Here is a 4,535-nt window from a genome sequence, read left to right as displayed (position 1 = left end):
TTCAGTGTGTTTTAACAGAACCTTGGGTAAAATTAAACATTTAGGGTAAAAGTTCCATAGGGATTATCAAATCCAATTTTACTTCAGTTTTCATTCCAATAATTCTGGGAGGATATTTTTCGGAACATAACATACCTTATTTTCTCTTCTAAATAGTGATGGGTTACGATGTTCTTGTTTATTCCCAAAACTCAGCCGACAAAATCTTGCTTTGAGAAAAAAGTAGTGGTAAAATAGCAAAATATTGCAAAAATTATGCAAATTTGTTATAGACACATAGATTGATGTGAGTAGGATAATACATATTTGTTCTTTTAAATTTTAAGTGTACAGGTTCCTCTTAGAGGATTAATAGGGAATTCCGTAAATCCTGATGATTCACAAAGTGAATTTTACGAGGTAAAAGCGGAAGCAGTCCCGCTGCTGTGTGCGAGGACGAAAGTTACACAAACCACTATCTTTATAAAATTTGGATGGGAAGGCGTAACAAGTAGGAGGATTCGTAAGCCAGAAGACCTGCCTGAAACAATATGATTTGCTAGGGAATTTAATGGTAAAAGGTTCCGAAGGACTATAGGCGGTCCATCGGGGCTTTTTTTATTTGGAGATTACTCTTATGAAGAAATGTATGAAAGCAATAATAGTTGAAGAAGTAGGATCATTCAAAATTAAAAATATTAACATACCTTATCCCAAGACCGGTGAAGTTCTGGTGCATGTTAAAATCGCGGGTCTTTGCCGTACTGATCTAAAGTTGATTAGAGTGGGTCACAGAGATCTGGTGCTGCCGTGTGTACCAGGAGAGGAAGTTGTTGGTAAAATCTTTAAAATTGGTCCTAACGTTTCAGGATTATCACAAGGTCAGCGTGTTTATATATACCCAGGTACAGCTTGCGGTAAATGTAACCCTTGTAAAGCAGGCGCAGAAAATCTATGTGAAAAGATGAAAATAATGGGATTTCACCGTAACGGTGGATTTGCAGAGTATGTACTTTCTCCAGCAAAAAGCATCATTCCTATTCCTGACAATCTACCGGATGAGGAAGCTGTATTTGCCGAGCCACTTTCATGTTGTCTTAACGCACTTGAACTTTCCCGACTTAAGAAGGGAGAGACAATCGGGATATGGGGCGCAGGACCAGCAGGACTATTACTTTTTCGTGCTGCCATAGCACTAAATGCAACTCCCTTTGTAATTGAGCCAGATAATCATAGACGTTCCTTTGCCAATGGTTTTGAGGAACCCCCAGAGACGGGCTTTGATGTCTGTATTGTGGCTGTAGGCTCTGCCAATGCTTACTGCCAGGCACTTTCCTATCTTAATCCCAGAGGCCGTCTTGTAATCTTTTCTGGACTTGCTCCTGACAGGACAGAATTTCAAATTAATTTCAATCAACTTCATTATCATGAACAAACCCTTGTAGGCGCTTATGGATGTAGTTATCGTCATGGTCAAGAGGCCCTTGGGTTTCTTGGAGATAAAAAAGTGAAAGTTAATGATCTTATTTCACATAAAATGCCACTCTGGGAACTTGAGAGAGCTCTGAAATTAGTTGAGCAACGAAAAAGCATAAAAATACTGCTTTATCCATAGACGAGGAGAAACAGATGGAGGCAGAAAGAATTAGAAAATTTGGTTTAAAAATTCAGCAATTAATTGAGGGTAAGAATTTATCCCGAGATGAGAGCTACGCCATGTTTAAGGAGGTTTTGTTAAATCAACAACCTGATTTGCAGCAGGGTGCATTTCTCGCTGCTCTTGTAGCCAAGGGTGAAACAACAGACGAAATTATCGGAGCCTGGGCTGCAATTGATGAACTAGATACTATTCATACATCGTCAGATTTACCTGTTCCTCTTTTTGAGAATTCAGGGACAGGAATGGATAGACTAAAAACTTTCAATGTAAGTAGTGCGTCTGCCATTGTTGCTGCTGCATGTGGAGTGAAAATGGGGAGACATGGTGCCAGGGCACTTACTTCAGCTTGTGGTACTGTAGATATACTTGAAGCCGTTGGTATTGATGTTGAATGTGATATTGAAACTGTCGAACGCAGTATTTGTCTTGCTGGAATAGGACTTTTCAATGGTATGAGCTCAAAGGTACATCCGGGTGCTCTTGGACGAATTCTCAGCCAGATCCGCTTTGGGTCTACCTTAAATATAGCCGCATCCCTGGCTAATCCGTGCAGGCCAACTTATGGCTTACGTGGAGTCTATGCAGAACAACTGATGCAACCTGTTGCTGAAATTATGCGTGAGATTGGTTATGAACGTGGGATGGTTGTATATGGAAAGGATGTTGTTTCTGGTCATGGTATGGATGAACTTTCTATACTCGGAGAGACGGTTGTGTGTGAATTTTTGAAAAATGAAACAAGAGATTATGCCATAAATCCAGAAGATGTAGGCTTAAGACGTGTCAGCTACGAAGAAATTGCAAATTTAGGGAATATACATCAAGAAGCTGTACGCTTTGTTCAGGTGCTAGCAGGCATAGAGCACGAGGCATGTATTGACTTTACGTGTCTGAATGCTGGAGCCATACTTTATCTAACAGATAAGTGTGCCAGTCTTAAACGTGGAGTTGAAATCAGTAGTGATGCTATTGAACATAAGCTTGCCCTTAATAAGCTCCGTCAGTGGGTATCGACACAGGACGCTACAAGTGGCCGTGGGACTGAACGGCTTGAAGACCTGATAAAAAAATTAAAAATCTTCTGATTATATTCTTTATTCTTAGAGAAATGGGTAAAATTAAGTTCTTTTGTTACGCAGGCATTTGAAGAAAAACTACTTGAGGCTAAAGAGGAGGAAGATTGACTGGTCACAAATTGTGACCTCCAATGTGTTGAATAGTGAAGAAATGTTACTATAGTTACATAGCACAAGGAACTTACGGAACATTAAGAACATTTGTAACTTTATAGGATATATTTAGTGGGTCTGTTTAGTCATAATTTAGTACAACTTTAGAACGATTATTTATGTAGTCAAAGATAATTTTAGTTATTCAATATCCTGCCAAGCTCCACCATGATCAAATCCTGCAACATAGTGCATGTCACAACTGGGTCTTGTCCCAATAGTCTCTTCAAATCGATGCCATTTGACATGTCCATCAACAAAGAGATAATTTGAACCGTCCCCATGTCTATTTTCTTTTATACTGCTTCGCCATTCAGCATGAGTCTTCCATGCAGGATAGCCCTGATGTGTGAGAACACCACCTTCATCTGCCCTTTCTGAAACAATAATTCTCTCACTTGTCATCTTCACCTGTCCTATTTTTTTACCAAAAGCAAACATTCCATTAAATATATAGCTCTCGATACCTGCTTCATCTCGATGAGGATCTGAAGGACACTTCATATAATCGTATATACCATTAGAATATGGCTCAAGAAATTCCCACCACTCTTGACTTGATGTCATTGCTGTATCAGTATATGTGGGACCCTGATGAACATGAGGGAAATACTCCCCATTATCCTCTGCATACATATGTAGAGCCATTCCAATCTGACGCAGGTTAGAAATACACTTGGCTTTTCTTGCTACTTCCCTCGCTTTTGCAAGAGCTGGAAGTAACATTGACGCAAGCATAGCGATAATCGCAGTCACAACCAAAAGCTCAATCAGTGAAAATCCTCTCATTCTTTGAATCCAGTTTAAAACTCTTCTAAATCCTTTTTTATAATATTGCATTTTGTCACTCCTATTTGCATATTGTAGTGGATAACATACTCAACGTCATTACTGTATAAGTTAAGTAATTCGTGGAGAGTTTTATGACAGACGTAGAAAGCCTATACAGAGATTATAGGAGGTCCACGGATGGAGTGACAGTCATAACATAACTGTTGGTACGGTTGTTGATAGTCAAAAAATGTTCCAAAGGCTACATGATATGAAATAGTAGGGACAATAACTATCTCTGGTATATCAAAAAAAGCGGCTACAAATAAAAAGTTGCAGGCAGGACAATCTGGATGATGTCTGTTAGAATCACTGTGCGTATCGCAACAGTGGTTGCTATATTCACAGCCTGAATGATTATGAAGCAGAGGAGAACAGGTAGAAAAAAACAGATAAAGAATAGCACCAATTACGAATAAACCAATGCTTGCAACTCGTCCTATTTTAATAATGCCTTTCATTTTTTTCTCACAAACAACAATGGAAATACAATATCACTCACACAACATGGAATCCAAACTGCGAGAAATAAAAACAGAAAAACAAAAGGAAGTAAAGGAATCCAATTTGCTATGCCGAACGCTGTGAAACCAAATAAGGATGCCCACGTACTTAATAAAACATGCCCAAAATGCGGAAATTTAGTTTTAGGATTCAAAAAACCGATTGCAATTCCAAGTACCGCTGCAAAATTTACAATCTTCCATTTTGCAATTCCAATAAATGGCATCTTTGCAGTCTCTATAAATGGCGCATGAAATTCCATTGGAACATTAAGCAAACCTCCCCCAAGGTAAGGGATTATAGCATCGCTTAATGTAGCTATTCCAATGGAG

Annotated in this window: 5 protein-coding genes and 1 riboswitch; of the genes, 2 read left to right on the top strand and 3 right to left on the bottom strand. The window is 38.9% G+C overall.

What is annotated here, in order from left to right:
• The first annotated feature begins 314 nt into the window (after window positions 1-314).
• Window positions 315-539, top strand: a riboswitch (cobalamin riboswitch).
• A gap of 77 nt (window positions 540-616) precedes the next feature.
• Window positions 617-1,594: an alcohol dehydrogenase catalytic domain-containing protein gene (locus tag KKC91_00025; GenBank protein ID MBU0476946.1), complete on the top strand. Its 978-nt coding sequence runs from the start codon at window positions 617-619 to the stop codon at window positions 1,592-1,594.
• Window positions 1,595-1,608: 14 nt separating this feature from the next.
• Window positions 1,609-2,724 (top strand): anthranilate phosphoribosyltransferase, encoded by a 1,116-nt coding sequence (gene trpD / locus KKC91_00020; GenBank protein MBU0476945.1) that lies wholly within the window; start codon window positions 1,609-1,611, stop codon window positions 2,722-2,724.
• Window positions 2,725-3,009: 285 nt separating this feature from the next.
• Here the strand turns inward: trpD and KKC91_00015 are convergent, their stop codons facing one another.
• From KKC91_00015 to KKC91_00005, 3 genes are all read right to left on the bottom strand, one after another.
• Window positions 3,010-3,708 (bottom strand): DUF1559 domain-containing protein, encoded by a 699-nt coding sequence (locus tag KKC91_00015; GenBank protein MBU0476944.1) that lies wholly within the window; start codon window positions 3,706-3,708, stop codon window positions 3,010-3,012.
• A 101-nt stretch (window positions 3,709-3,809) separates the two neighbouring features.
• Window positions 3,810-4,160: a hypothetical protein gene (locus KKC91_00010; GenBank protein ID MBU0476943.1), complete on the bottom strand. Its 351-nt coding sequence runs from the start codon at window positions 4,158-4,160 to the stop codon at window positions 3,810-3,812.
• A partial coding sequence (locus tag KKC91_00005) for a hypothetical protein (protein ID MBU0476942.1) occupies window positions 4,157-4,535 on the bottom strand: 379 nt, incomplete at its 5' end. The genes KKC91_00005 and KKC91_00010, both read right to left, overlap by 4 nt.

The organism is bacterium (assembly GCA_018812485.1).
Lineage (GTDB): Bacteria > JAHJDO01 > JAHJDO01 > JAHJDO01 > JAHJDO01 > JAHJDO01.
This window is presented reverse-complemented; position numbering and strand designations above follow the sequence as displayed.